The sequence below is a fragment of the Novosphingobium rhizovicinum genome (assembly GCF_040813635.1).
Classification (GTDB): Bacteria; Pseudomonadota; Alphaproteobacteria; order Sphingomonadales; family Sphingomonadaceae; genus Novosphingobium; species Novosphingobium rhizovicinum.
In genome coordinates, this window is record NZ_JBFNXR010000048.1 from 50,353 (window position 1) to 71,932 (window position 21,580).

Here is a 21,580-nt window from a genome sequence, read left to right on the forward strand (position 1 = left end):
CGATGTCCAGTGAAGTCAAGGTTCCCACTCTCGGCGAGTCCGTCTCCGAAGCCACTATCGGCCAATGGCTGAAGCAACCCGGGGAGGCGGTCGCCGCCGATGAGCCGATTGCCAGCCTCGAGACCGACAAGGTCGCGATTGACGTCATGGCCCCTCAGGCGGGCGTCATGGGCGAGCATATCGCCAAGGAAGGCGAGACCGTAACGGTCGGCGCCCTGATCGCCACGATCGAGGACGGTGCAGGCGCTGCTCCGGCGGCGAAGAAGGCTGACCCTTCAGCTACGGCGGGTCAGCAGGCCCCTGCGTCCGGTTCTTCGGCTCCTGCCCCATCGGCAAGCGAAGAGCCTGCGGCGGGCGCTTCAGTGCTGTCGCCAGCGGTCCGTCGCGCGGTGCTTGAATACGGCATCGATCCGAGCAAGGTGAAAGGCACCGGCAAGGACGGTCGCATCACCAAGGATGACGTTCTGGCAGCGGCGCAGGCAAAAACCGCGCAGGCCGAACCTGCCGGTTCCGCTCAGGCGCCGGCGCCTGCAGCCGCGGCTGAACGCCGCGAGGAGCGGGTCCGCATGACGCGCCTGCGCCAGACAGTCGCCAAGCGCCTCAAGAGCGCGCAGGACACGGCAGCGCTGCTGACCACGTTCAACGACGTCGACATGACGGCAGTGATTGCGGCGCGCAATAGCTACAAGGACGCCTTCGAGAAGAAGCACGGCATCCGGCTCGGGTTCATGAGCTTTTTCGCCAAGGCTTCGGTGCTGGCCCTCAAGGACATCCCTGCCGCCAACGCCTACATCGAAGGCGACGAGATCGTGTACCACGACTACGTCGACATTTCGGTGGCGGTCTCTGCACCGCAGGGCCTGGTCGTTCCGGTCGTCAAGGATTGCGACAAGCTGTCGTTCGCCGGTATCGAGAAGTCGATCGCCGAGTTCGGCAAGAAGGCGAAGGACGGCACTCTCACCATGGAAGACATGAAGGGCGGTACCTTCACGATCTCCAACGGCGGCGTGTTCGGTTCGCTGATGAGCACCCCGATCATCAACCCGCCGCAGTCTGCCGTGCTGGGCCTTCACCGCATCGAGGACCGTCCGGTTGTCCGCGATGGCCAGGTGGTGGTGCGTCCGATGATGTACATCGCCCTCTCCTACGATCACCGCCTGATCGACGGTCGGGAAGCGGTGACGGCGCTCAAGATCATCAAGGAAGCAATCGAGGATCCCACACGCCTGCTGATCGACCTTTGACGCGAGATCCGTCACTCACGCGAAAAGAAAGAGCTGGAGCCTTCCATGGCTGAATACGACTACGACGTGCTTGTCATCGGTGCCGGACCCGGCGGTTATGTCGCGGCCATTCGCGCGGCGCAGCTGGGTCTGAAGACCGCGTGTGCAGAAGGTCGCGAGACACTGGGCGGAACCTGCCTCAACGTGGGCTGCATTCCCTCGAAGGCGATGCTTCACGCTTCGGAATTCTTCGATGCGGCTGCGAACGGTGCGATGGCCAAGATGGGCATCAAGGTCACGCCAGAGCTGGATCTTGAGATCATGCACGCCCAGCGTCGCGATGCGGTGAAAGGCCTGACGGGCGGTATCGAGTTCCTGTTCAAGAAGAACAAGGTGGACTGGCTCAAAGGCTATGCGGCCTTCGAGGATGCGCACACCGTCAAAGTGGGCGACAAAGCGGTCTCCGCCAAGAACATCGTGATTGCCACTGGCTCCACTGTCACCCCCCTGCCCGGCGTTGAGATCGACAACGGCAAGGGCATCGTGGTCGACAGCACTGGCGCTCTTGAGCTGCCTGCGGTCCCCGGCAAGATGGTGGTCATCGGCGGTGGTGTGATCGGCCTTGAGCTGGGCTCCGTCTGGCGCAGGCTTGGCGCGGACGTGACCGTCGTGGAGTTCCTGGATCAGCTCCTTCCCGGCATGGACGGGGACGTGCGCAAGGAAGCTGCCAAGATCTTCAAGAAGCAGGGCATGACGCTGAAGCTCGGCACCAAGGTGACCGGCGTGTCCGTAAAGGGCAAGAAAGCCACGATCACCGTCGAGCCTGCTGCGGGCGGCGACGCGGAGAAGCTGGAAGCAGACGTCGTGCTGGTTTCTATCGGAAGGCGCCCGAATACCGATGGCCTGGGGCTGGAGAAGATCGGCCTCGCTACCAACCAGCGCGGCCAGATCGAGACCGATCACGACTTTGCCACCAAGGTGGACGGCGTGTGGGCTATCGGCGACGTAATCCCAGGACCTATGCTTGCGCACAAGGCAGAGGACGAGGGCATCGCCGTCGCCGAGAACATCGCAGGGATGACGGGCATCGTGAACCACGATGTCATTCCCGGCGTGGTTTACACCATGCCTGAGTTCGCCGGCGTCGGCCTGACCGAGGAAGCAGCGAAGGAGCGCGGCCCGGTCAAGGTCGGCAAGTTCCCGATGCTCGCGAACTCACGTGCCAAGACCAATCACGAGCCCGATGGCTTCGTGAAGATCATTGCCGACGCGGAGACTGACCGGGTGCTGGGCGTCTGGTGCATTGCCTCCGTCGCCGGTACGATGATCGCGCAGGCTGCACAGGCGATGGAGTTTGGCGCGACCAGCGAGGACATCGCCTATACCTGCCATGCGCACCCGACACACTCGGAAGCGATCAAGGAAGCCGCGATGGCTGTAACGGGCAAACCGATCCACACCTGACGTTACGTTGAAGGCGCCGCCCTCCCCTTTCCCAGCTCCATGGAGAAGCCTGGGAGGGCGGTCCTATCGCAACGAACCGGTCTCGCACACGACCGGGCGGGACCGGTAGCTTACCGGTTGGCAAGCATTTGGGTCTAGAGCAATGGCGTGGCTGTTCGCGTCAACTCTCTCCGGCTCCTGACACCTGTTGGGTTTATCGCTGCGATAACGCTCCTGCTCCGAGCCGGTAGCTTCTGGGGCGAGCAGATCGACTGGGATGAATGGAGCTTCATCCTCATGGGTGCGGACGTCGCCCGAGGCCATCTTCCCTTCGTCCACCAGTTCGACCTCAAACCACCGCTGGTCTTCTTTGCCTTCGGCGCCACGATTGCACTGTTCGGAAAGAGCCTGCTGGCCATCCGATTGCTGGGGGCGCTTTGCGTCTTCACGAGCGCCGTCCTCGTCTTTCTCATCACGCGCAGGTCCGTGGGCGATTGGCCCGCCTTGGCAGGAGCTCTTCTGACCGTTGCGCTTGCTTCGGCCCCGTTCGGCTTGGCGACCAGTTCAGAACTTCCTGCAATTGCCTTCCTCAGTGCGGCCGTATGGCGGTTGTCCCGGCACCCGCTCGCCGATCGTGATGCTGCCCTCGGCGGCGTTCTGGTTGCATTGGCAGTGCTTACCCGCACCAACTTGGCGCTCGTGGCCCTCGCCTTCGGCTTGCTGCTGCTCCTTGCTGCGCGATCGCCGCGCTTGTGCGTGAGCCGCACAGCATGGCTCGCCTACGGTCTCGCCGGCCTAGTGCCGCCGCTCTTGTTGTTGCTCGCCTACGCGGCCGCCGGAGAGCTATCGACTCTTCGGCTTGCAATGGTCGATGTCCCGCTCGCCTATTCAGGTCAGCTGACCGTGCCCGAGGTGGCCAGCCAGCATGCCGTGCAATTCTACTATACGCTTGTGGACACCCCACTGCTCTTTGCTCCGGCGGTCCTTCTTCTACTGTGCGGCACTGGCGTCGCTATACCCCGCATGCTGAGCACTGCTGAGGACGCGCATCGCTGGATGCTGATGACCGGGGCGGTGGGACTGGCCGCCGTCGCCTGCTCGCTCCTGATAGGAGGCGCCGCCTACCCCCATTACTGGCTTCAACTCATGCCCTTCGCAGGGTGCTTTGCCGCAGTGGCAGTGAAAGGCGCGGTACAGAGAGGCCGGACGACCCGCTGGCTTGCAGTGCTTCTCGTGCTCTTGCCACTTGCCGCTGCCCTTTCGGCGTCAGTCTCCCGAGCCCGCTCCACCTACAGCAGCCCGTGCGATATAGCCGAAGCCGCGAGCCACATTCGGGCGCATGAGAAATCCACGCCCGCTGTCTGGGCGCTCCACAAACACCTCATTCATTGGTTCCTGGATGCGCCGCAATTGTCCCGCGCCTCGGTTCACCCGGACAATCTCGCTCGGCACGCGATCATCGACACGCTTGCCGAGCATGATTACGTCGGCAGGAACGAGGTCGCGCGCCTGATGAGCCTCAAACCAAAGTATGTCGTCACCGATGCGGCCGGCAAGGGGGTGGCCTGGGTGCGTGACGATGGAGCGGATATCGACAGCTGGCTCTCCGCTCACTACTCTCTGGATGCCCGCTTCGGAGACGTTCTGGTATACCGTCGGCGCTAGCGCGCTTTCGCTACGAGCCTGCCGAATGCATCCGCGCTCATCGGACGCGCACGCAGGAATCCTTGGTAGTAAGCGCAGCCCTCCGTCTCGACACTCGTGCGCTGGGCCTCTGTCTCGATCCCCTCTGCGATCACCTGAAGATCGAGCGCCTGCGCCATGGCAACAATCGCGCGCAGCACGGCACGGTCCCGCCGATCCCGCCCGATGCCCTCGACCATTGCCCGGTCCAGTTTGAGGTAATGGAGCGGCAGCACTTTGAGATATCGGAAGTTGCAGAAACCCGCGCCGAAATCGTCGAGCGCCATGCGGATCCCGTTGGCAGAGAACTCCGCCATGATCTGCGCTGCGTGGCGCACATCTCCGATCAGCGACTGTTCGGTAACTTCCAGCGTCAGGCGGTGAGGCGGGAAGCCGGTCTCCCGCAGTCGGTCCAGCAGGTGCCGCGCGTAGCTCCCGAATGCGAGGTCGGCGGGCGTGATGTTGAGAGAGAGGCGCAGACTGGCCGGCCAGCTGCATGCCACATCGAGGGCGCGGCTGGCGATATGGCGGGACAACGGCGCGACGTGGTCGGTCCGCTCGGCGATAGCGAATAGCGCCCCTGCCCCCACTCTGCCCAGTTCCGGATGATTCCAGCGCGCCAAAGCCTCCGCACCCACCAGCCGGTCATCGGGGAGACTGAATTGCGGCTGAAACAGCACCTCGATCTCGTCCCGGTCAATGGCGCCGAGCAGGTCAACTTCCAGTTGAGACGAGGAACGACCGTGCGGCGTCTTTTCACCGCTGGCCCACACCAGCCGCGCACCCTGCTGCAATGCCGCTGCGCTCAGAGCCTGACCCAGCCGGTCCAGCATAGAATCCACGGTTTCACCGCTGAGCATGCGCACCAGCCCGATGCGCGGAGACAGTCGCAAGACGCCCTCAGGCACTGCAAGGGGCCGGGCGATCGCCTCGCCGAGCTCACCGGCCACAAGTTGCCAACGCTCTCGGCTGCACTCTTCTGCTGTCAGCAACAGGAAGGATCCGCCACCGGCACGGGCCACCAGCCAGTGCCCGTCCAGTTCACCGGCTGCGAACCCGCCAATGCGCGCGGCAACTTCCTCGAGCGCGCCGTCACCTGCCGCCTCTCCATATGCAAGGTTCACAGCGTCGAGACGCCGCAGCCCGACGAGCATCGCCTGCAACGGTGCGCGCTCCGGATCGATCCCTTCGCGGCCCATCCACTCGGTGATACGATCGCGCAGCGAGTCCAGGCCAGCGGCAGGTCCCACGGGCGAGCGGCGCTCGTCCTCTGCGCTTTCTCCGCGCTCCTCAGGTGTGTGTGCTTGTTGGCCTTCCGCGCGCATCACACGTCCATAGCCGCAAAAGCGCTTGCCAAACACTTCCAAATTAGACAGCCCACCGCTTCAAGGTGGGACGACGGAACCGTGCCGAGCTTCGGCAGCAAGGGTGATCGATGAGCGAGGAACGCAAGCTGGCGCTGGTCGTCTCTGACAGCCCCAAGGCGCAGAAGGGCGCCGAGACACTGCGGCAGCTTCATGACTGGGTAGCACCCGCCGATGCCGACGCGCTGGTTGTGGTCGGCGGAGACGGGTTTCTCCTGCACGTGCTGCACGAAATGCTGAAGTGGGACCGCATGCTGCCCTGCTACGGCCTGAATCTCGGCACCGTCGGCTTCCTGATGAACGACACCCATCACAATGGCCGCTCGATCGGCTGCCGTGTAGCAGACGCCCACCCGGTCGCGGTACGGCCGCTGGAGGTGTACGTCACCACCCAGGGCGGGCAGGAATTCTGCTACTACGCGATCAACGAAGTCTCGCTACTGCGTGAAACGCGGCAGACGGCCAAGCTGGAAGTGCGCATCAACGGCAAGGTGCGGATGGAGGAACTGGCAGGCGACGGAATACTGCTTGCCACTCCCGCAGGATCAACGGCCTATAATCTCTCCGCTGGGGGCCCCATCCTGCCTTTAGGCTCGCGCATGCTTGCGCTCACGCCGCTCAGCCCATTCCGTCCCCGTCGCTGGAAGGGCGCGATCCTGCCCGAGAGCGCTGAAGTAGAATTCCGCATCCTTGAACCCGGCAAGCGTCCGGTCGCCGCCGTCGCCGACCAGAAGGAAGTGCGCGAGGTACGGGACGTGCGAATCGTGGCATCGCAGAAGAAGGAACTGACCCTGCTTTTCGATCCGGGATCGAGTTTAGAGGAACGCATTTTTTCCGAGCAATTTCAGGTCTGAACACCTTACCTGCATCATCGCGCGGCAAACAATCGGATTTCTGAACCAATCTCCCTTGCCAAACGAATCCAGGCTGCTATACGCGCACCCCTGCCCAGGGCGGCAACGCCTTAGGCCGCTCCCCGATAGCTCAGCGGTAGAGCATTCGACTGTTAATCGAATGGCCGTAGGTTCGAATCCTACTCGGGGAGCCAGTTTCTTCCATAAAATCTCGCTAATCTGCTGGTTTCAGCCGCGCTAATGTCTCACTCTAAACAACAGGTGAGACATTCTCAATCATTAGCGACGGCCTTTTCCTCTGTTTCCATCACGCTCTTTTCCCATGCGGAGAGCTGAGCCATCGCTGAGTCGGCAAGGGCGGCTTGGTCTGCTTTCTCGATGTAGCGAGCGAGCGTCTTGTCGCTGCGCTGTCCGCTCACGGACTTCATGTCCTTGTTGGTCATCCGAAGTTCCGCCATGCGGCGCAGGGTCGCCTTGCGCAGGCCATGCATCGTGCAATGCGGCAGACCAGCAGCAACACACGCCTTTTTGAACCACACGCCAAAACTGGCCGCACTTTTGAAGGGGCGCCCGCGTTCAGTGATGAGAAAACAGAACGGGCTCGTGTCCTGTGGAGGCATGGCCACGATAGCTTCCAGTAGTTGCGCAGCGATAGGAAGCCAAAGGGTCTCCCCGGTCTTCTCCTGAGAGACAGGCAGGCGCCCATTCTTGACCTGCGCCATGCCCATCGTCACCACGTCCGAACGGCGCTGATCCGTCCAGAGCGCGAGTTCCATGGCAAGCCGCTCGCGAGTACCGAGCTTGTGATACGCGCGGTACTGCATAATCTCTTCTTCGGTCCAAGTGTGGAAGCCGTGCGACCTTTCGCCTGCCGGGGCTTTCACCTTACCCGCTAAGCTCGCCGGGTTCTTGTCGATCATGCCGGACTTCATCGCGAAGTCGAACAGCCGCACCAGCTCCTTGCGCAGCTTACGCGCCGCGTGCAGGCCGCCCTTTGTCTTATTGCCGGTGCCGGTCTTGACCATCTTCTTTGCGATGATCTTGTCTATCGCCTCAAAGGTGATCGTCGAGACCTGACGATGGCCGCGCGGCTTATCACCGTTGCGAAAGTCTTCCAGGACAGCGCGGATCTTCTGCTGCGTCACCGATGAAGGCCCAAGCCGCTCCGGTACGCTCATGTAGCGGTCAAGCAGGTCGTCCAGCGTCCCTGGCTTAGCGCGGCTAGACGGTGCAGGCTTATCGATCTTGCCCGGATTGTTGAACGCCTCATATTCCGCGCGAAACTCCTCAGTGCCAAGTTTGGCCGTGAAGTACCCGGTCGGATAACCGGCGCGGCGAAAGCGATAGCGCACTGTGCCATGCTGGCTTTCAAACTTGCTGACATACTTCGGCAGAAAGCGGTTCGTGCCAGCGCGCTTGCGGGGCATTACTCGTCATCCCATTCGTTCATAGCGGGTGCCGCGCCAGCATCGCCGACGATCAATTCGATACGTTTGTTCTTCAAGTCGAGGACAACGCGCATCGGCACGCCAGAGGACTTCCACGTCTTCTGCGCCACCTTCGCGGCTCGCTCAATATCAGCCTGACTGATACGCGCTGGCGCACTCATCCCTGCCTCTCCCCCATCACATCGCGTACGAAGGCTTCCACCTCCGGGTATTTCCGTTCTCCCAAGGCTTTTCTCAGGCGCTTGCGAGTAGCCACACGAGGGAGTGGCGCTGGAGGCCAGCCTAGCGAACCGTAGGCGTAGGGCCAGTTGCCGGTCCAAACCTCGAACCCGCATATGGTGCACCGGTTGCCGTTGATCATGACCGGATCTTCCATGTCGAGAAGATCGTTAAGCAGGCGATCCCATTTCTCGCAGGTCGGGCTATTCTGGGTCGAGTATGTCGGCAGTAGGCGATACCAGTCGATCATCCCTGCCTCTCCCCGATACGCTCCCTGCGCGCAATCTCCGCGCTGATGAGGGTCGCCACCTGATGAGCGAGTGGATCAAGATCAGACGTGGCGTCATCCAATCCGAGAAGGTATGCGGGCGAAACGCCAAGCGCATGAGCAAGTGACCACACCGCACGTACGGTCGGATTGCGTGACTTGCCGCGCTCCAGTTCCCAAACGTGGGACTTGGTGAAGCCAGAAGCTTCGGCCACTTCATCCAAGGTCATCTTTCGCGCGGCGCGGGTTTCTTTGATCCGGCGTTGGAATGCAGCCATGTCAGGCTGCCTCTCCCCGTCACGCCACAGGCGCCGCATATCCGAATGGGTTAACGGTTGGGTCATGCTGCCTCCAGAAGTGGCAATTGCTGTTCCAGGTGCGCCGTCATCTGCCGAGCGATCGCAGCGGCAATGCCCGGATAGGTCTCGGACCTCATGCCAGCGCGTTCCTCGGACGGTCCGAGGCGGTTCTGTCCGCTGTCTGTCTGGTTGGCCCATCGCTCGACGGTCTTTCCTGATTGCTCCACCAACCGCCCCGGCACCCATTCTGAGCGGGCGGGGATTGTCAGCGGCGGCAGTCCGTTCTTCATCCAGAGACAGGTGCGCTTGCTCGCGTCGTCTCCGAACTGGTACGGCTGCACCGTCTGCGTGCATGGTTCGATCTTCGTGCCGATAATACCGACAGGGTTCTCGAATACTGCTGGCTTGCGGTCGCGTTCGACGCGCTCAAAAAGACGCCTCACCTGATCCAGCGACCATAGCGTGCAGGCTTCCCTTCCATGCGAGCGCTTGTTCCAGTGCAGGCCGGAGCCGCTCAGGTACGTGCAGACGGGATGCAGGACAGCAAGGTCTGCCGCGCGCCACATCCGCGTCTCCATGAAGTCGAAGGCGCTGCCCTGCCAGTGCATCCCGAGGCGCTGCGGAGGCGCGGTGTCCACCTCGATGGCGTCCCAGCCTACAGCATTGAAGGCGGAGCGCATGACGCCTGACCGCGCAAAGAGAATGACGGCAAGGCCTCTCACACCCCTTCCCCCACCAACATCACCAGATCCCCGATGGTCTGGCATTGTTCAAAAGCCCGCTCGCATATGTCGCCGTGCTCTTCCTCGATGGCCTGCCTGATGCAGAGCATGTCGAGAGGGCAGCAGAGCAATTCTGCAAAGCTGGTCTCTTCGGTAAGCTCGGGGACTTGATCGCGGCCTTTGGATAGCTCGCGGTGGATGAGGGGGATCATGCTGCCCTCCGAACGATACGAAGCATGGCTGTCGGCACGTTCGTTCCGGCCTCTGCAAAGCTGGCAACGGGCAAATCTCGCCACTCGCCTTCAAGCTCGCCGTGGTCATAGCGGGCTGTGGCGGGCAGGATCGAAACCAGCGTGCCGCCGGGCTTCAGGAAGCGCAGCGCGTGGTTGACGTGCTTAACGTAGTGCTTGCCGTAGAACGGCGGGTTCATAACCACAACGTCGAACTCTTCCGTCGGTGGATGCTCAAGGAAATTGGCCGTTAGGACCGCATGGCCTTTCGCCCGCGCCTCTGCCGCTCGGCCCGGATGATACTCGATGCCAAAGCCCCGCTGCCCGCGTGCGCGGATGCCATCGAGAATACGGCCATCGCCGCATGATGGCTCCAGCACGCGCAAGGCTGGCGGGTTGTTGTGATAGTATCGCCGTTCATGGATACCGGCGAACTCCAGCGCCTCAGCAACGACAGGCTCCGGCGTCCAGTAGAACTGCAAGTCCTTCGAAACGGCAGTGCTGGCGCTCGGCTTTACACCCTCTGGCTCGGCATCCGGCAGCACTTCGCCGTAGAACTCGGCAAGAGCCTTGTTGATGTCGTGCAGCGCCCACTTGTCGAAGAACACATGAGCGTTGCCGTTGCCGAACCGGCGAACTGTCAAGCCGCGGTCGACAGTTGGGAACGTCTCGACCTTTCCATACCGGTCGCTCTTTGAGTAACTCCGACCGTCAAGGACAGCATCCTCGCCTTGATCGTTAGCGCAGTTGATGGCTCTCCATTCGGACCACTCGAAGGCCGGTTGCCCGCGCAGGGCCGCCAGAGCATTCACCATGTCGCGGAAGCGATCGCGCGCGTAGCTGGAGCTATACTCGCCCCAGCCTTGCAGGATCACCCGCTTCGGCAGGCCCTTCACGCCAATCCGCACCTTCGTGTGCGACTTGTAGGCCGGATCCAGCGTAGTGAACACTTCGGCCAACCCCCGCAAGATATGGAAGCGCGGGCGGGTCAGGTAATCCCCAAACGTCGCTTTCGTGTTGTCCAGCGTGAGCGGCGGCGGATCGGCAAGCGCCTGGTCAAACAGCTTCTTATCCTGCGCCGTGGCAACGCTCTCGATCTGGAGGCGATTGTAGACTGCGCGCCACCCCGATTTGAGCAGGTTCTTGCGCAGGCTATTCGCGTGCAGGTAGGACTTGGACCCGACAGGCTCGACGAACACGCCCTGCACCGTCATCGCCATTCCGAGACGGTCAAACGCCTGATCGAACTCAGCGATGGCTTGTTCAACGCTGGCGTCCTTGGCCTCGTACTCGCCGATGATGTCAGCCACGGTTGTGGGCAGTGCGATCGCGTTCACATCAACACTCCCGCAACAACACCCGCAGCAACAGCCACCGGGATAGCGTAGACAAACCTCCATGCTGACGAGCGGCGATGGAGCGGCCCGTTGATCTGCGTCCACGTCAGGCCAGATGTACGGGTGCCGGTGATGCTCTGGCAGGGCTTGGAGGAGCGGTAGGAATAGGCACTCACGAAACACCTCCCACAAACCAAATGAGGACCATGACCGCGACAGCGGCGAATAACCCCGCAAAGAGAGCGCAGATGCCCGCGATGAGGTCAGGTTGATCGCACCAGAGGGCATCGCTGCGAAGATCGCGAAACTCGCGGATGAATTGATGGTCGCGGCGGCTCATGATGCGCCTCCATTCGTGTTGTTCCATTCCCGCTCCAGAAAGGCGCGGCGTTCGGGTGAAAGGCTGGCTAGGTGACGCTCTGCGCGGCGGGCCTCGTTGCTGTACCAATCGCGCTCATCGTCATCATCGAGCGCGAGGGGCGTGCCGAGGGCGGTAAAGTGCTTCATGCTGGAGCGCTCCAAGGAAGGAGCGGGTTGTCATATCCAAGCATCAACGGGTGCTTAGGATGTCCGCAGTTCGCGACCGGCCCGATGCTGAACATCGGCGTCGAACCGGCAATCGCCAAGAACCGGCGAAAGCGCGCCCGCTGATACTTGGGCTGCTTACTGACTGGCCCCCAGGCAACGACGATACGATCCACGCTGCTGACGATGCGCCACAGGTGGTCATCGTTCTCAGGGCCGACAGGATCGGACACCTTCCCCAGATCCCGCACATTGGTGGCGCGGTAAGCGAACAAGTTGCCGACAATTATCCGGCCCCACTGGTTGCGCTCGCCAAACCCTTTGAGCTTGCGGATTGTGGCATCGTCCTGTTCGGCATCTGCGGTGCTCGGGTTGACCATGATGACAGCAGTCGCGCCGTCACCGTGTCCTCCACGCTCAAGCCGATACCGATAGCGGCCACAGTCGGAGATAACCGCCGTCATGCGCCCATCCCCCATGTCGAAGCCACATGGCTGCCCCGCCATCCCTCGTCAGGCAGGCCGTAGCCCTCTGGCTCGTCGAAGTGCTTGGCGAGAACGAAAGCAAAATCGCCGTCGTCATCGCCGTCCGTGGCGAGGTATCCCCGCGCCGCGTCCTCAAGCGCCTTCACCTCGCAATCGCGCAGACAGATGTTCAGAGCAGCCCGTGCGCCTTCAGTGACGATGCGGTGAGCGAGGGTGGCGTTCTCGTCGATCTCGGCTGTGAAGCGGTGCGAATGTCTCATCGGCCTGCCTCCAGGGCACGCCAGACGGCCCGTCCTCGCTCGATACTCGCTTTGTAGTCCTTGAGCATCTGACCGAACATGCGATCGGATGGGGCGGCTTTCTTACCGCCCTTCTCCAGTAACGAGACGGCTGCGATCAAACTGACCGTAACGTCCTTGAGCGCACCCACCTGCTCAGCCGTCGCAGCGTTCGCCCGTTCCTCGACTGGCCAATTTAGTGCAGCAAGAGCCAACGACCGGTAGAACGACTTGGTTGCTTCTTCCCAAGTCCACGCAAGAGGCCCTTTCATCTCCATGTGCGCCGCATGGACCCGCCGTGCTGCCTCCATGATGGTTCCCTCGGGCATCAGCGCCTTGTCGGGCTTGCGGGGCCATGCTGCGTAGAGTTCGCAGTCACGCGGCGCGATGCCGCTCATCCAGTGGAACTCGCCCTCGTCGAAGTAGGCGACGTGTTGCAGCGCCTTGTCGCCCTGCTGTTCGGAGGGATTAGAGCGGCTACTCGATTGAAGGGCCTCCAAGTCAACGATCCAGCCATTGCTGCCGCATCGAGTGCATTCAGTATGGCAAGCGTCCTCATCCAGTCCGTCGGGGTAGCCGCCTTCTCCATCACACTGCGGGCAGACCTTGACGGCCTGCTCCATCGCGCCGCTCGCGTCTTGATCGGTCATGGCTTGGATAGCCTCGGGGGTGTGCGTCATGCTGCACCTGCCGGTTCGAAGTAGACGCCGATGATGTTGTGCTGACAGAACTCGGCCTCGCAAACGTCGCCTTTCCAAACGCGGACGTAAGGAATATTGCAGTGCAAGCCGGGCTTGGTGCATGCTTCGATGCGCGTGACATCGCTGCGCCCAACGGAATAGTAATGCAGCTCCTCGCCGGAGAGAAAAACGTCGATCTCGCGGATCGTTTGCTCAACGGGGTGAATGTTCACTTGAACCTCCCAATCTCGATGTCGGCAGCTTCGATGTCCTCGCTCAGCTTCTTGAGCATGGCGTGGCTGTCGTGTTCGGGGTGCTGGTCGCGCAGAACAGCGTCATGCGGCAGCCTCCCACCGGGAGCGCGCTACACATTCCGTCCATCGCACCTGAACCTGCCAGAAGCCGTCGCACCAAAGGCATTCGCGAGTATCGCCAGCTTGCCGCCAGCGCGTTTGCTCGCCGATGAAGAAGCCATTGTGTTCAGTGTCGATCGCGCATCGACCGGCAACTGTGTACCGCTGCCAAAACTCATCCAACTCAGTCAGAGAGCTAGTTGGTATGGTCCAGCACCAGACATCTGCCTTGCGCCCTACCCCTAGGACGCGGTTAAGGCGTGACCCGATGAACCATTGATCTTCGTCGATCCAACCGATCAGCTTGTCGCCATCTTTGTCGGCATAAACCAGCGGCAAGGAGCGGTTTCTAGCGCTTTGCTTCGTGAGCCACGCCCTCAAGTTCGGGCTGTACTTGTCGCCTTGCAGAGCGATGATGTCGCTAAATGAGGTCACGCCACCTCCCCCGTCTCAAACGGCTCAGCCGAGAGGGCTGCGGGAGGGGTAAGAAGGGGTGCCCAGTGGGTGGGCGGGCCTTTTGCGCCTTGCTTGATCCGCAGGCGCCACCAGTCGCCATCAGGCAGAACCAGCTCAGGTTTCGGCCAAGCACCGCCCACAACAAGGATGCGCTCCTTATGGGTGTGGTTCGGCGCGCTCTCAATCGGACGCCAACCCGGCACAATCATCAGCCCCAGATCAGCCAGCGTGTCCTTGACCGCTCTAAGCGTGTCTTTCGCTACCATGGGACCGCCTACCTCTGCGCGGATAGCGGCAAGAAGGCGGGTGTCGATTTCGGAGGGGGTCATGCTGCCCTCCGGAGGTCGCCAGCGTTGAGGCGCGACCATTCGGCATGTGCTTCCGCCATGTGCTGTTCACGGTTGGCTTCCCAGTCGGCGGCGAAAGCCAGTTCGCCAGCGCTGGTCAGGCTGTTTGCGAGACCGAGAATGGGGCGGTGCCGGTAGCAGTGCGCCCGGTGCATGTGCTCCAGCTCAAGATCGATGCTGGCCTTCGGGTCTTTGCGGAAGATGCGGCACATGGCCTCGACTTCGGCCAAGCGAAGGTGATCGGCGTGCATGAGAGCAAACGGCGGGGTCTTCTCTGACCAGTCGCGGCGCTGTGAGGTAGAAAGCATCTGGTGGTCTCCAGCTTGCCTACCGGGTCTGCGCTGTTCGGCTCATCGGTGGGCTTGATGGAGACTGGGTATAAAACATACCGACTTTGGTCAAGCGAAATCGGTATAAAAAATACCCGATCCTACTTTCTGCCCACACCCACCCCAACGACAGCAGCCGCCCGAGATCTCTCCCGAGCGGCCGTGTGGTGTTAGTGATAGAGTGAGTTAGGCTAGGCCTTCTTCCCGCCGAAAAGTCCGGTGATCACTAGCCCGATTAGGCCGATCACGGAAACTGCGGTGCTTCCCGCGATGATAGCCAGGATCGTCTCCGGCAGAGCAAAGCCTACTTGCAGCCCGCACGCCACCAGCACGATCCCAACCGCTACACAATACCAAGCCACGAACCTGAACACCTTGTTGACGTAGGGCTCCAGCATTCGAGCCTTCACCCGGTCGATGCTCGTCTCTTGGCGAATGCGTTCTAATTCGGCTTCTGCGTTCGCAAGCGCTTCGGTCATCGACCCCAAGCGTTCGTAGGCAGCCTCCAGCTCATCGATTTCACCGTTGCCATCAATGTCGATGTCAACCGGCGCTTTATCGATCGCGGAAGGCTTAAGCGGCTCCGGCGACACTGTTACCGATCGTTGTATAATGATCTTTGATCATGCCGTTCGGGATCGTACGGTTCTTACCCGATCCGCCAGCGAACACGCGAGACCAAGGGGTCTTCGTCTGGTGCGTCAATGCCGACAGTCGCGATCCTGTCAGGCCACCGTACCGCTTCCATACCCGGTCAATGATATCCTTTTCGGTAGGAGTCAACGTGGCCTTGTATGGAGGCAGTCCGGACGCCTGGTGAAGGAAAAAGCGCGCCGCGTCATCGTCGTCAGGGGTAAGAAGACGATCGATCGACTTGCTGCCGAAGTACTTCGTATGATCGTACAGGTCGCTATAAACCGGGCCGTAATTCCAGGCCTGCGGTTCTTCGGCTGTCAGGGGCTCACCAGTGATGGCCAGCGTCCAGCCATGCGCGAAATATACGAGCTTCTGGAGCTGCATCTGCGTGAGCCCGGCTGAGCCAGCCTTCGCGAGGAATTCGTTAGCAATGGCAACAGCTCGATTCATAGCTATCCACACCCTTGCTAAAGAGGCAACATGCCTCTCCGGAGAGGATATAGAGCGTTCGTGAGATGTTCGCAACGCCTCAAGCAGCTTTCCTTTCGGCCTGCCGATAGCGCGCAAGGTACTTCGCAAACTCCGGATCGGGATCGGTAAGGCACAGTCCCATGGACGCGCATTCGCGCTCAATCGCGTCCAGGTAGCGCACCATCTGCCGCACCTTCATTTCACTGGTGACTGGCACGAAGCGCATTACTTCTACCTTCAACTCGTAGGGTAGCGGCTTGAGCGTCTGATCGTATATCGCCCGAAAATCTGCGCTATCCTCTCGCAGGATTGGCACACCGTGGCGCAGCTTCCATTCCCGCTGTACCTCGTCCGGTCCGCGGTCGCCGAGCTGATGCGCCACCTCGGTAGCCCAAAGCCATTGCAAGGCGTTCTGATCTTTGGTGCGGTCGCGGCCATCGACCGTAGACACGGTGATTGGAAGCGGGCGGCTGCGAAGGAACCTGATCCAAAGCTCAAGTTGTTCAGGAGATTCGATGATGCGCTCTGTCATCGCGTGCGCTCCCGTTGCTCAAGCCTGATCTCGGCCGCCTTCGGACTGGCTGCGGCAAACTCGGCTGCAAGGGCATGAAGGTCGATGCCGTGAGCCCGCTCGAAAGGCCCCTCGCCTATCCGGTGCTGCTCTGAGTGATGGTCCCGGCAAAGACTCACGGTGAACCAGTCGGACGGCTTGCGGCCGGTCCCCGCATCGGAACCGGCGCGAATGTGTGCGACCTCTATAGGCATCTGCTGACAGCCTGGAACGACGCAATGGTGTGAGCGGACGAAGGAGCAATGGGCCTGAGAGCGCCACCTCTCTGACCGGTTCCGCTTCCTGGCGATGCGCTGAGGCAGGCCCACGGTCAGTCCCATCCCGGAATATCGTCGTCGATGACGTTGCCGCCCCAGCCACCGCTTGCCTGTCCGCTGGATTGGCCGCGCTCGCCGTTCTTCGCGCCGTCGAGCATGGTGAGCACACCGCCCATTCCGCCGACCACGATCTCGGTGCTGTACCGATCGTTGCCACTCTGGTCCTGCCATTTGCGGGTGCGAAGCTGGCCTTCGATGTAGACCTTGCTACCCTTGCGCAGGAAACGCTCGACCACGCCGACAATGCCGTCACTGGTGATAGCTACCGAGTGCCATTCTGTCCGCTCCTTGCGCTCGCCGGTCTGCTTATCCTTCCAGCTTTCGGAGGTGGCGATGCGCAGGTTTGCGATGCGTCCGCCATTCTGGAAGGATTTTACCTCAGGGTCGGCGCCAAGGTTGCCGACGATGATGCACTTGTTGACCGAGCCTGCCATTACGCTGCCACCTTCTCTTCATTGATGCGGAAACCGGGAATTCCCCGAACGCGGGTTGCCTCGTTGCGCACGTCTCGATCCGCCCAACGCTGGAGCAGCGCGTGGAAGTCGGCCATGAACTCCGGGTTTGTCTTGTAGTGAGCGTATGCAGCGCCCCAGGCACCGGGCTCGCCGCTCGGAACTGCGCTGTAGACGCTGCGCAGCCCCACGGCGCGGAAGCCTTCGCCCCCGCCGACCTGAACCTTCTCCTTGCCGACGCTTTCGGCCATGCGGATAAGGTTCTTCGCAGCGGCAAGAGCATCCTCGGCGCGGTCCATCTGCTCAAGATCGGTGCTGACCTTGGCCTCTTCGCGAAGCGCTATGGCCTCCTGCGCAGCCTTCGCAGCGGCGGCAGCGGCTTCATTCCCGCGTTCCTTGCGCGCTTCGTCCTGCTTCCTCAGCCATGCCGCCGACAGATTGCCTGTGGCCAGCACGGCTTTCGTCAGAGCCCCGTCAGGCGTCTTCTTCAGGCCCTTGGCGGTATAGCTGTTCTGCCAAGTGGCGATCTCAGCAAGGGCATCGTTTAGCGGCTTCTTTTCCTTTGCCGCTGTGTCATTCACGAGCGCGGCTGCCTCCTGCAACATGCGGTGCAGTTTGCCTACGGTAGCGGCTTGATCTTGGTTCTCGATCGCCGCGCCATCTGCCCAGTTGGAGGCTTCGACCAGAAGGTCGGCAACGTGGATCTCGACTGCTTTGCGACCCTCTGGTGCGGGCGCCTGCTCATCCTCGACCGGAGGACCGCCGTTGTCTCCAATTACCGCCTCGCGCGGCTTAGGCGTCAGGTTCTTCTCGATAGCCTCAGCTTCAAGCTTCGACACATGAGCGTCCAGAGCTTCGATTTCCGCGGTGCGTTCAGGCTCTGTGCGCCGCAACTTGTTCAAGGCGTTTTTCGCGTAGGAAAGCGGCATGGTCGCGATCTCGACCTCGCCCTTGCTGGATTTGTACATCATCAGGAGAGGCCCTTTCAGTAGGGAATGTCATTGGGGTCGATGTCGGCAGTCTCGCCGCCATCAGCCTGACCGGCGCGATTGCTTTGATCTTTCGCCATGTCGGCGAGGCGCTGCTCGAGACGCTCTACCGCGTCGTCGTACTGCTGCTTATTGAGGAGACGCAGGTTCTTGACGCCGTAGTGCTTGAGCAGCGGCTCATCGGCGGTGCTGGTGGCCTTCAGAAGGTTCGCGAGTTGCGCCCATGCTGCGTCTGGCATGCCTTCAGGCTCACTCGCAGCCTGTCCGCCGCGCGATCCGCCATTCTGCCCACAAGGCGCCACATCGTGCGTGGTCGCGTCAGCGTCGTTGTCGCCCTCAGTCGGGATGGCGAACGCCATAAGCGCAGCGTACTTGTAGGCGGCAGACATGGCCTTGTTGGTAGCCTTGTCGGCACTGTCCATCGCCTCGCCAAAGGTCCTCACGACGTGCCGCGAGCCGTCTTCGGCAGCGATAAAGTCGAACTCAGCCTCTACGGTTACGTTGAAGAGGGCGCCGCCGCTGTTGCTTTTACGCTCGACAACCTCGCGAGATAGCATGCGAGGCAGGATGCTCAGGCTATGCCGCGCGAGCAGCGGCGCCAGCGCGTTGTAAACGTCATCAATGCCGCGGAACTTATACTTCTGCTGCTGATTGCTGCGGTCTTTGCCGATACCCTCTTTCGCCAGGTCGGCCTGCACGGCTGCGATCTTCGCGTAGACGGCCGGTGGATGCGCGGCCTCGATACGGGTCTGAGCGTTCACGGAAGGATCTCCATCGGGCGACATGCCCTGATGAAGACTGGGTATAAAACATACCGCCTTTGGTCAAGCGAAATCGGTATAAGAAATACCCGCCGCTAGATTTAGCCGCCCGGAACCCCCGCTATTTCAGATCTTTTTGAGTGCATTCCTTGTTGCGAATCGCCCAACCCCCATCTGGATATTCGACTCGCTCGGTTCCGCATGCCCCTTGCGCTGTCATGCGCGCGACCTTAGCGCTGTTCTCAAGGTTGACGTTATGATTGAACGTCTTACGGAGACTTTCGAGGGCGTCTGACTCGGCTTTCAGCCAATCCCGAAGTAGATCCATGTCGCCTTTTAGCTTACGGTTTTCTTCCTCTAAGCGCGCCAAGCGGACATCCATCCTTTGGACAGATTTCACGGCTTCTTCGGCTGCTATTCCACGGATGGCATTCTCGGATCTTGCTCGCGGTATGTCGTCGCAACCGGCCACAGCAAAGACCGCAACAATCGCATACCAACGCATACACTACCCCAAATCAATAACGCTCCGGTATACACGGCCTACCACTGTCCAATCGCGATCTGGCGCCAAAAAGATAGGTCTATTCGCCGGATTAGTCGAATAAGGCTCAAGGCGGGCAACGGGATCATCGTAGTATCGCTTGTAAGTCGTCTCGCCTCTTAGCGAAAAAAGGTAGAAGGCGCCCGGTATAAGGTCGCGATCATCGGCATTGACAAATATACGTGATCCTTCAGGGGACACGCGATCCATACTGTCGCCCTGCACATCAGTGGCAAACCATTCACCTGGCCCCAGTCCATCAACAACGACGCTTGCTTGATCGGGGGTATCGTGGATCGCAGTAGCGTCTGCCAGCGCACCCGCTTGGACCCATCCTATTACGGGGATCTCCTTTGCGGTTTTCCGGTGCGGCTTATCTGGCTCCCGCATCGGCGGCGTGCCGCTGTAAAGCCACTCGGCACGCACCTTCAGTCGCCCCGCGTAGACCATCGCCTTCTTGAAGCTGAAGGGCATATTGCCGTTCGCGTTACTCTTGAGCGTGTTGTAACTCCACCCAAAGCGATCAGCCGCCTCGCGCAAGCTAAGGCCCGCCTCCTTCAACGCCAACTGTAAACGATCACCGCTCTCGCTCATCCGGAGCGGGCTAACGTGAAATCGGGTATACGTCATACCGAATGCGCTTGACGCGTGCGGGTATGTTTTATACCGTGCAGATCATGCCGAACAAACCCGCTCCAGCATTGCCGTCTCATAAGGCAATCATCGCCCGCAACGGCGGTCCAGCTTCGCTCGGCCGCAAGATCAACGTAGATCCGAATACGGTCAAGGGCTGGAACCGCCTTGACAGTATTCCGGCGCCTCATTGGCACGCGCTCGCGGAAGCGAATGCTGCAACTCTAGATGAGCTAGCCGCAGCTGCCGCGCGCAGGATCGCAGCATGAGCGCGCCGAAGCATCCGCTCTGGACTCCGATCATGACCCCGGAGTTTGTTCAAGAATATGAGCAGCGCGTTGCAGATCGATTGCAAGGTGAGGCGGCCGATCTTCATACCCCGGCGCGCCGTCCATCAGGTCGGCAAGTTCCCTCAGGCGCTCGGCGATTGCTTTTCCTTGCCCTGATTGCAGTAAGCCTGCTCCTCCCAGCGTCATCGCGCAATGAACGGCAACGTGCAAAGCCGCGAAGGCGACTTGGGTTTGTATTTCCGCTTCGTCGGTCATGTGTATCTGCTTCTCGTGCTGGCCTCGACAGCCGCACGATGGCCGAAGCTGGCGGGGCGCACAACCTCGCCAGCGGAGGTGCCGCATGACGCCCGTCTGCGCAGCCTGCGGCCGCCTTCACTGCGAACACCCGGATTTGGTGTTCAGCGGTCTCGTCCCTTCTCGGGAGAGCAAGCGGTGAGACCCTCTCCCGACAATCCTGTCCCCGAAACCCCCACCAGCAAGTTCGAGCTTCGCCGCTGCGTCATCCTGACCTTTGCGCGCTCGATCTTCCCCTACGCCGCTTTCCGCGCCTCCGAACGTCGCTGGGCTCATCGTCCGGCTGTGAATGATGGGGCGCTTTTTCATGGAGACATTTCCTAATGTCGCAACGCAGCACTGTCCTTCCGGCAATTGAGCCGCTGGATGAAGCCGACTTCCACGCCGCCATGGTTGAGTGCATCGCCCGCCAGGTCAGCAAGCATGGGCATTCGAAGGTCGCTAAGACCATGTGCCTGACGAACAAGGGCCTGAGCAATATCATGGCGGGCGCGTTTCCCCGCCCTGACCGTCTCGCCAACCTTCGCACGCTCGATCCTGACGCACTGGACCCGATCCACCGTGCCTACGGCGAGCGCGCCGTTCCTCGCAACGCTGTGTGCAACACCGATCCCATCTCCGCGAAGATGGCGGCGGTGCTGTCCAAGACAATCGAGATGGAGCGTCCTGACAGCGACGGCGGCCAGAGCGCGACACTGGCAGAGATCCTGAGCCTCTGCGGCGATGCCGATGACGAGGCTGCACTACGCAAGATCGCACGCGTCACTGCAGGATGGCTGGAGATGGTGGACAGCTACCGGAATGGCCGCACGTCGAACGTGAAGGCGATCCGGGCATGAGCGACGATAGCGCCGCGCAGAAACTGCGCCTTCACATCGAAGCGGCCGAGCGCCTGATCGAAGAACGCAAGGGCCTCAACGAAGACCTGAAAGAGCGGTTCGCACTGGCGAAGGCCGAGGGCTTCGATCCCGCGATCATGAAGGAGATGATCAAGCGCCGCGCCATGGACCGGCAGAAGCTGGCTGAGCGTGAAGCCTTGATCGAGACCTATTCGGTTCAACTCGGCCTGGAGTTCTGAT

35 protein-coding genes, 1 tRNA gene and 1 pseudogene are annotated in these 21,580 nt (G+C 61.2%); 9 read left to right on the plus strand and 28 right to left on the minus strand.

All coding sequences use genetic code 11. The features are described from left to right. Positions 1 to 2 precede the first annotated feature (2 nt). The 3 genes from odhB (at position 3) to ABUH87_RS12075 (ending at position 4,331) form a co-directional block, all read left to right on the plus strand. Positions 3 to 1,244, plus strand: a complete 1,242-nt coding sequence (odhB, locus tag ABUH87_RS12065; RefSeq protein WP_367773981.1) for a 2-oxoglutarate dehydrogenase complex dihydrolipoyllysine-residue succinyltransferase — start codon at positions 3 to 5, stop codon at positions 1,242 to 1,244. A 45-nt stretch (positions 1,245 to 1,289) separates the two neighbouring features. Continuing rightward, positions 1,290 to 2,687: a dihydrolipoyl dehydrogenase gene (gene lpdA / locus ABUH87_RS12070; protein ID WP_367773983.1), complete on the plus strand. Its 1,398-nt coding sequence runs from the start codon at positions 1,290 to 1,292 to the stop codon at positions 2,685 to 2,687. 147 nt (positions 2,688 to 2,834) lie between these two features. Next, positions 2,835 to 4,331, plus strand: coding sequence for an ArnT family glycosyltransferase (locus ABUH87_RS12075; protein WP_367773986.1), 1,497 nt, complete (start codon positions 2,835 to 2,837; stop codon positions 4,329 to 4,331). Here the strand turns inward: ABUH87_RS12075 and ABUH87_RS12080 are convergent. After that, positions 4,328 to 5,674 (minus strand): EAL domain-containing protein, encoded by a 1,347-nt coding sequence (locus ABUH87_RS12080; protein WP_367773989.1) that lies wholly within the window; start codon positions 5,672 to 5,674, stop codon positions 4,328 to 4,330. The genes ABUH87_RS12075 and ABUH87_RS12080 overlap by 4 nt on opposite strands. A gap of 110 nt (positions 5,675 to 5,784) precedes the next feature. On the opposite strand from ABUH87_RS12080, the gene ABUH87_RS12085 reads away from it, so the two are divergent. Both ABUH87_RS12085 and ABUH87_RS12090 read left to right on the plus strand, forming a co-directional pair. Next, positions 5,785 to 6,567 (plus strand): NAD kinase, encoded by a 783-nt coding sequence (locus ABUH87_RS12085; protein WP_367773991.1) that lies wholly within the window; start codon positions 5,785 to 5,787, stop codon positions 6,565 to 6,567. Between the two features lie 119 nt (positions 6,568 to 6,686). Beyond that, positions 6,687 to 6,761 (plus strand) — tRNA-Asn (locus ABUH87_RS12090). A 78-nt stretch (positions 6,762 to 6,839) separates the two neighbouring features. Here the strand turns inward: ABUH87_RS12090 and ABUH87_RS12095 are convergent. The 26 genes and pseudogenes from ABUH87_RS12095 to ABUH87_RS12220 all read right to left on the minus strand — a co-directional run bounded on the left by ABUH87_RS12095 (position 6,840) and on the right by ABUH87_RS12220 (position 19,878). Then, the gene (locus tag ABUH87_RS12095; protein ID WP_367773994.1) at positions 6,840 to 7,994 is read right to left on the minus strand and encodes a tyrosine-type recombinase/integrase; all 1,155 of its coding nucleotides are present in this window, start codon (positions 7,992 to 7,994) and stop codon (positions 6,840 to 6,842) included. After that, complete coding sequence (locus ABUH87_RS12100) at positions 7,994 to 8,176, minus strand: hypothetical protein (RefSeq protein ID WP_367773996.1); 183 nt, start codon at positions 8,174 to 8,176, stop codon at positions 7,994 to 7,996. The genes ABUH87_RS12095 and ABUH87_RS12100 overlap by 1 nt, the downstream gene beginning before the upstream one ends. Then, positions 8,173 to 8,484, minus strand: coding sequence for a hypothetical protein (locus tag ABUH87_RS12105; RefSeq protein WP_367773999.1), 312 nt, complete (start codon positions 8,482 to 8,484; stop codon positions 8,173 to 8,175). The genes ABUH87_RS12100 and ABUH87_RS12105 overlap by 4 nt, the downstream gene beginning before the upstream one ends. After that, positions 8,481 to 8,846, minus strand: coding sequence for a helix-turn-helix domain-containing protein (locus ABUH87_RS12110; protein ID WP_367774001.1), 366 nt, complete (start codon positions 8,844 to 8,846; stop codon positions 8,481 to 8,483). Before ABUH87_RS12110 ends, ABUH87_RS12105 begins: the two co-directional genes overlap by 4 nt. Continuing rightward, positions 8,843 to 9,523 (minus strand): hypothetical protein, encoded by a 681-nt coding sequence (locus tag ABUH87_RS12115; RefSeq protein WP_367774004.1) that lies wholly within the window; start codon positions 9,521 to 9,523, stop codon positions 8,843 to 8,845. Before ABUH87_RS12115 ends, ABUH87_RS12110 begins: the two co-directional genes overlap by 4 nt. Further along, positions 9,520 to 9,735, minus strand: coding sequence for a hypothetical protein (locus tag ABUH87_RS12120; protein ID WP_367774007.1), 216 nt, complete (start codon positions 9,733 to 9,735; stop codon positions 9,520 to 9,522). Before ABUH87_RS12120 ends, ABUH87_RS12115 begins: the two co-directional genes overlap by 4 nt. Continuing rightward, on the minus strand, positions 9,732 to 11,090 hold the full coding sequence (locus ABUH87_RS12125; protein ID WP_367774010.1) for a DUF4942 domain-containing protein: 1,359 nt from the start codon (positions 11,088 to 11,090) through the stop codon (positions 9,732 to 9,734). Before ABUH87_RS12125 ends, ABUH87_RS12120 begins: the two co-directional genes overlap by 4 nt. Further along, positions 11,087 to 11,266 carry a hypothetical protein gene (locus ABUH87_RS12130; RefSeq protein ID WP_367774013.1) on the minus strand — a complete coding sequence of 60 codons (180 nt, stop codon included), beginning with the start codon at positions 11,264 to 11,266 and terminating at the stop codon, positions 11,087 to 11,089. The genes ABUH87_RS12125 and ABUH87_RS12130 overlap by 4 nt, the downstream gene beginning before the upstream one ends. After that, entirely contained in the window at positions 11,263 to 11,430 is a 168-nt protein-coding gene (locus tag ABUH87_RS12135) for a hypothetical protein (RefSeq protein WP_367774016.1), read from the minus strand. Before ABUH87_RS12135 ends, ABUH87_RS12130 begins: the two co-directional genes overlap by 4 nt. After that, on the minus strand, positions 11,427 to 11,597 hold the full coding sequence (locus ABUH87_RS12140) for a hypothetical protein (protein WP_367774019.1): 171 nt from the start codon (positions 11,595 to 11,597) through the stop codon (positions 11,427 to 11,429). Before ABUH87_RS12140 ends, ABUH87_RS12135 begins: the two co-directional genes overlap by 4 nt. Beyond that, complete coding sequence (locus ABUH87_RS12145; RefSeq protein WP_367774022.1) at positions 11,594 to 12,079, minus strand: DUF1643 domain-containing protein; 486 nt, start codon at positions 12,077 to 12,079, stop codon at positions 11,594 to 11,596. The genes ABUH87_RS12140 and ABUH87_RS12145 overlap by 4 nt, the downstream gene beginning before the upstream one ends. After that, positions 12,076 to 12,360, minus strand: a complete 285-nt coding sequence (locus ABUH87_RS12150) for a hypothetical protein (RefSeq protein ID WP_367774024.1) — start codon at positions 12,358 to 12,360, stop codon at positions 12,076 to 12,078. Before ABUH87_RS12150 ends, ABUH87_RS12145 begins: the two co-directional genes overlap by 4 nt. Then, complete coding sequence (locus ABUH87_RS12155) at positions 12,357 to 13,028, minus strand: hypothetical protein (protein ID WP_367774026.1); 672 nt, start codon at positions 13,026 to 13,028, stop codon at positions 12,357 to 12,359. The genes ABUH87_RS12150 and ABUH87_RS12155 overlap by 4 nt, the downstream gene beginning before the upstream one ends. A gap of 26 nt (positions 13,029 to 13,054) precedes the next feature. Further along, positions 13,055 to 13,291: a hypothetical protein gene (locus ABUH87_RS12160; RefSeq protein WP_367774028.1), complete on the minus strand. Its 237-nt coding sequence runs from the start codon at positions 13,289 to 13,291 to the stop codon at positions 13,055 to 13,057. A 102-nt stretch (positions 13,292 to 13,393) separates the two neighbouring features. Further along, the gene (locus ABUH87_RS12165; RefSeq protein ID WP_367774030.1) at positions 13,394 to 13,846 is read right to left on the minus strand and encodes a hypothetical protein; all 453 of its coding nucleotides are present in this window, start codon (positions 13,844 to 13,846) and stop codon (positions 13,394 to 13,396) included. Continuing rightward, on the minus strand, positions 13,843 to 14,196 hold the full coding sequence (locus tag ABUH87_RS12170) for a hypothetical protein (RefSeq protein ID WP_367774032.1): 354 nt from the start codon (positions 14,194 to 14,196) through the stop codon (positions 13,843 to 13,845). Before ABUH87_RS12170 ends, ABUH87_RS12165 begins: the two co-directional genes overlap by 4 nt. After that, positions 14,193 to 14,522, minus strand: a complete 330-nt coding sequence (locus tag ABUH87_RS12175; RefSeq protein WP_367774034.1) for a hypothetical protein — start codon at positions 14,520 to 14,522, stop codon at positions 14,193 to 14,195. The genes ABUH87_RS12170 and ABUH87_RS12175 overlap by 4 nt, the downstream gene beginning before the upstream one ends. A gap of 212 nt (positions 14,523 to 14,734) precedes the next feature. Further along, positions 14,735 to 15,136: a hypothetical protein gene (locus ABUH87_RS12180; RefSeq protein WP_367774037.1), complete on the minus strand. Its 402-nt coding sequence runs from the start codon at positions 15,134 to 15,136 to the stop codon at positions 14,735 to 14,737. Beyond that, positions 15,117 to 15,629: a Panacea domain-containing protein gene (locus ABUH87_RS12185; protein ID WP_367774039.1), complete on the minus strand. Its 513-nt coding sequence runs from the start codon at positions 15,627 to 15,629 to the stop codon at positions 15,117 to 15,119. Before ABUH87_RS12185 ends, ABUH87_RS12180 begins: the two co-directional genes overlap by 20 nt. Before the next feature lie 79 nt (positions 15,630 to 15,708). Then, the gene (locus ABUH87_RS12190) at positions 15,709 to 16,182 is read right to left on the minus strand and encodes a NinB/YbcN family protein (protein WP_367774041.1); all 474 of its coding nucleotides are present in this window, start codon (positions 16,180 to 16,182) and stop codon (positions 15,709 to 15,711) included. Then, positions 16,179 to 16,541, minus strand: coding sequence for a DUF968 domain-containing protein (locus ABUH87_RS12195; protein ID WP_367774043.1), 363 nt, complete (start codon positions 16,539 to 16,541; stop codon positions 16,179 to 16,181). The genes ABUH87_RS12190 and ABUH87_RS12195 overlap by 4 nt, the downstream gene beginning before the upstream one ends. Positions 16,542 to 16,567: 26 nt before the next feature. Beyond that, positions 16,568 to 16,972: pseudogene (gene ssb / locus ABUH87_RS12200) on the minus strand (single-stranded DNA-binding protein); the annotation flags it as partial. Continuing rightward, a complete protein-coding gene (locus ABUH87_RS12205) occupies positions 16,972 to 17,961 on the minus strand; it encodes a hypothetical protein (RefSeq protein ID WP_367774045.1) in 990 nt (329 codons plus the stop codon). The pseudogene ssb and the gene ABUH87_RS12205, both read right to left, overlap by 1 nt. 14 nt (positions 17,962 to 17,975) lie before the next feature. Then, a complete protein-coding gene (locus tag ABUH87_RS12210; RefSeq protein ID WP_367774047.1) occupies positions 17,976 to 18,740 on the minus strand; it encodes an ERF family protein in 765 nt (254 codons plus the stop codon). 121 nt (positions 18,741 to 18,861) lie between these two features. Further along, on the minus strand, positions 18,862 to 19,245 hold the full coding sequence (locus ABUH87_RS12215; RefSeq protein WP_367774049.1) for a hypothetical protein: 384 nt from the start codon (positions 19,243 to 19,245) through the stop codon (positions 18,862 to 18,864). A gap of 3 nt (positions 19,246 to 19,248) precedes the next feature. Next, on the minus strand, positions 19,249 to 19,878 hold the full coding sequence (locus tag ABUH87_RS12220; RefSeq protein ID WP_367774051.1) for a LexA family transcriptional regulator: 630 nt from the start codon (positions 19,876 to 19,878) through the stop codon (positions 19,249 to 19,251). Positions 19,879 to 19,961: 83 nt separating this feature from the next. Here ABUH87_RS12220 and ABUH87_RS12225 point away from each other — a divergent pair, with 83 nt between their 5' ends. After that, the gene (locus ABUH87_RS12225) at positions 19,962 to 20,186 is read left to right on the plus strand and encodes a carph-isopro domain-containing protein (protein ID WP_367774194.1); all 225 of its coding nucleotides are present in this window, start codon (positions 19,962 to 19,964) and stop codon (positions 20,184 to 20,186) included. Positions 20,187 to 20,216: 30 nt separating this feature from the next. Here ABUH87_RS12225 and ABUH87_RS12230 read toward each other — a convergent pair whose 3' ends face one another. After that, on the minus strand, positions 20,217 to 20,462 hold the full coding sequence (locus ABUH87_RS12230; protein ID WP_367774054.1) for a hypothetical protein: 246 nt from the start codon (positions 20,460 to 20,462) through the stop codon (positions 20,217 to 20,219). Between the two features lie 177 nt (positions 20,463 to 20,639). On the opposite strand from ABUH87_RS12230, the gene ABUH87_RS12235 reads away from it, so the two are divergent. Genes ABUH87_RS12235 through ABUH87_RS12245 form a run of 3 tightly spaced genes read left to right on the plus strand, consistent with a single transcriptional unit; the run spans position 20,640 to position 21,579 of the window. Next, positions 20,640 to 20,825: a hypothetical protein gene (locus tag ABUH87_RS12235; RefSeq protein ID WP_367774057.1), complete on the plus strand. Its 186-nt coding sequence runs from the start codon at positions 20,640 to 20,642 to the stop codon at positions 20,823 to 20,825. Further along, positions 20,825 to 21,340 carry a hypothetical protein gene (locus ABUH87_RS12240; RefSeq protein ID WP_367774060.1) on the plus strand — a complete coding sequence of 172 codons (516 nt, stop codon included), beginning with the start codon at positions 20,825 to 20,827 and terminating at the stop codon, positions 21,338 to 21,340. The genes ABUH87_RS12235 and ABUH87_RS12240 overlap by 1 nt, the downstream gene beginning before the upstream one ends. Next, complete coding sequence (locus ABUH87_RS12245) at positions 21,337 to 21,579, plus strand: DUF2312 domain-containing protein (RefSeq protein WP_367774064.1); 243 nt, start codon at positions 21,337 to 21,339, stop codon at positions 21,577 to 21,579. The genes ABUH87_RS12240 and ABUH87_RS12245 overlap by 4 nt, the downstream gene beginning before the upstream one ends. Position 21,580 lies beyond the last annotated feature (1 nt).